The organism is Ruegeria sp. AD11(2025) (assembly GCF_056542405.1).
Genome location: NZ_JBQFZU010000079.1, coordinates 1 through 3,000, shown reverse-complemented (window position 1 = coordinate 3,000; position 3,000 = coordinate 1). Strand labels below are relative to the sequence as shown.

The 3,000-nt window shown below is 54.2% G+C and carries 3 protein-coding genes and 1 pseudogene; 2 read left to right on the top strand and 2 right to left on the bottom strand.

Features of this window, described 5'->3' with window-relative positions:
* Together ACR1XY_RS24255 and ACR1XY_RS24250 are read right to left on the bottom strand one after the other, a co-directional pair.
* Positions 1-188: pseudogene (locus ACR1XY_RS24255) on the bottom strand (nucleotidyl transferase AbiEii/AbiGii toxin family protein); the annotation flags it as partial.
* Between the two features lie 2 nt (positions 189-190).
* Complete coding sequence (locus ACR1XY_RS24250) at positions 191-787, bottom strand: DUF6088 family protein (protein ID WP_480424898.1); 597 nt, start codon at positions 785-787, stop codon at positions 191-193.
* Positions 788-947: 160 nt separating this feature from the next.
* On the opposite strand from ACR1XY_RS24250, the gene ACR1XY_RS24245 reads away from it, so the two are divergent.
* Positions 948-2,333 carry an IS1182 family transposase gene (locus ACR1XY_RS24245; RefSeq protein WP_480424160.1) on the top strand — a complete coding sequence of 462 codons (1,386 nt, stop codon included), beginning with the start codon at positions 948-950 and terminating at the stop codon, positions 2,331-2,333.
* Positions 2,334-2,651: 318 nt separating this feature from the next.
* A partial coding sequence (locus tag ACR1XY_RS24240; protein WP_480597325.1) for an ABC transporter permease subunit occupies positions 2,652-3,000 on the top strand: 349 nt, incomplete at its 3' end.

Here is a 3,000-nt window from a genome sequence, read left to right as displayed (position 1 = left end):
TTGGATAGCGATGTCCCGCCCTTGAAGATCATGTGAGCGCCAAAAGAGGGCAGGGCGAATAGATGTTTCAGTGACCAACAGACCCAGAAATCCTTCTCGACGATTGCTTTGGACAAACCAAGCTTTGCGGCCGATTCCTGAAACGCCTCCTCACGGTTCTTTGGAGTATCGTTGGCAAACTGGTCCACGATCAGTTCCGCGCCACGATTTGCTGCACTACCGGGTGCATCCAGGCCGGTACATATCTACTTTGTTTTGCGAGCAATGCGCGGTCCTTAACATCCAGATTGCGGGCCAGCGTGTCGACAACACGGCTATCCACCCGGTCTTTGCCAACATAGCGTAACGCCTGAAATACGGCGCCTGTTTTCTGGCCTGCACCAACTAGTGTTTTGGATGATGCATTCCGGAACTGGATGACTTGTCGACCGACTTTCTTGGTGCGGGTCGGGCCGTCGGTCATATAAATCGGCTTAGACGGCACTTGGGTCGACAGCCCCAACTGGTTGGCTGCCATGGCAGGGGAGGGCTGTAGAACCTGGTTGTCTTTGCGTGCAATCGCTTTGGCTATGTCATCGGCTGACGGAGACAACAGCCCTAATCGGGCGCTCTTTCTCGGATAGTCATAAAGCCCACGCGTTAACCGTCGGATCATCCCTTGCTCCGCCAAACGCGACAATGCCTGATCCACGCTTGCGCGGGAGCCAATATCCAGAAAGTCGGTTGGCGCAAAGATTGCGCCCCGGCCTTTTCCAATGATGCGTTGTCTAATCGATGAGGTGATCATAGTTTTCTCCTTGTCAGAAAATATAGTACTTTTTTCTGACATTCAAGTTAGGGGAATATCTGGGTGTTTTTGTAAGTAGGGCGTATTCTGTTGAAAAACTCTGTCTTGATCGAAGGCCATCTGGCTGATTCAATTCTCTTATTGAATGGGAGTTTGGATGATGATGGGACCAAAACAGGAAACTCAGGCTGAGCTGTTCTATGAGTTCTCCCTGGAGGAACATGTCCCGGACAATCATCTGCTGCGGTCGATTGATCGATTTGTTGACCTGAGTAGTATCCGCAATCATTTGGCGGATTTTTACAGTCATACTGGTCGCCCTTCCGTCGATCCCGAGTTGCTGATCCGCATGCTGCTGGTGGGCTATTGCTTTGGCATCCGGTCGGAACGGCGGTTGTGCGAAGAAGTGCACCTGAACCTTGCGTATCGCTGGTTCTGTCGCCTCGATCTGACTGATCGAGTGCCGGATCACTCTACCTTTTCCAAGAACCGCCATGGTCGGTTCCGCGAGAGTGAACTCTTGCGGCACGTGTTCGAAACGACAGTGGCGCGGTGCATCGCAGAAGGTTTGGTCAGCGGCCAGCGTATGGCGATTGATGCCAGCTTGATTGAGGCAGAAGCGACCAAGCAGTATTCAGCGTCACAAGAAGAATGGGATGCTGCACAGATCGATGCCAAGACCGCACCGCGCGCTGTTCGGGAATATCTGGAAACCCTGGATGAGGCCGCGTTTGGTGCTGCCTCGCCAGTCAAGCCTAAGTTCATTTCATATTCGGACCCTGCCAGCCAATGGACAGCGGCGCACAAGGCACCAGCCTTCTTTGCTTACTCTGATAACTACCTCGTTGATACAGATCACAGCGTGATTGTGGATGTGGAAGCGACCAGATCCATCCGGCAAGCCGAAGTGGGGTCGACAAAGACGATGCTGGACCGGGTGAAGGACAAGTTCGACCTCGTCCCCGACTGGATGATCGCCGATACCGCCTACGGCTCAGGCCCGATGCTCGGCTGGCTCGTGGATCGCAAGATCGATCCTTACATCCCGGTCATCGACAAGGCCGGACGCCCCGACGGCACCTGGACACGCACAGACTTCGAATGGGACGCTGAGCATGATCAATATATCTGCCCAGAGGGTCACGCGCTTAAACAGTTCCGCCGGAATTACTCTGATCCAAACCGGGGGCCGTCGGGCAAGGGCACAGCCCGCTATCGCGCCTTGAAAGAAGTCTGCCAGGTATGTCCGTCCAAACAAAGATGCTGCCCCAACGCTGATGCACGCAAAATCACCCGCGAAGAGCACGAAGATGCGCGCCAGGTCGCCAGAGATCTGGCCAAAACTGAAGAGTACCAGATTGCGATGAAGCTCAGAAAGAAAGTTGAGATGCTCTTCGCCCACCTCAAGCGCATCCTAGGCCTTGGACGGCTCCGATTACGTGGACCGTGCGGCGCAAATGACGAATTCCTCCTCGCCGCCACCGCCCAGAACCTCCGCAAATTGGCGAAAATCTTTCCCGCACCGCAGCAAACGCGAAACGCCTGACCAGAAAGGCGCTCGTGCCGTGCTCAGGTCACCCCATTCTGCGACTGCAACACGTTGTTTTTCAACAGAATCCCAACATAGCGGACTTTGGTCGCTGTGCAGCATTTTTGATAAACGGGCTGATAGTGTTGAAAAACTCGAAAATTCCGATGATGCATTTTCTCGCCAAATTCCATCGCGCCTGAAAAGTCACCCCAGTTTGGACGGAGAAGGCCATGAGCGCGCGGCACGACGGCAATGCCGTGCTTTGGCCGACCCCCTAGCTAAAATTTTCGACCGGCTTTCAACGGCTGGATTTTTCAACACCTTCCGTCAAAAATGGTGTTTTTCAACACTATCGGCTTTCTGGGCTTAAGTTTTGTGCTGGCTTCGGGCTATTGGGCCGAAAGTATGAACACGCTGGCATTGGTTGCAGTATCTGTACCCGTTGCTCTGATCATGGGTGGGGCCATCGGTATCCTCGCCAACGAAGTGCCGCGCGTGAAATCATTTGTCCAAGCCGTGCTGGACGTGATGCAGACGGTCCCGCCCTTTGCTTATTTGACGCCATTGCTTCTGCTGTTTGGTTTTGGCCCTGTTGTCGGCCTGATCGCCTCGGCGATTTACGCCGCACCACCTATGGCTCGGAACGTCATGCTGGGGCTGGAACGGGTGGAGCCCGACATCA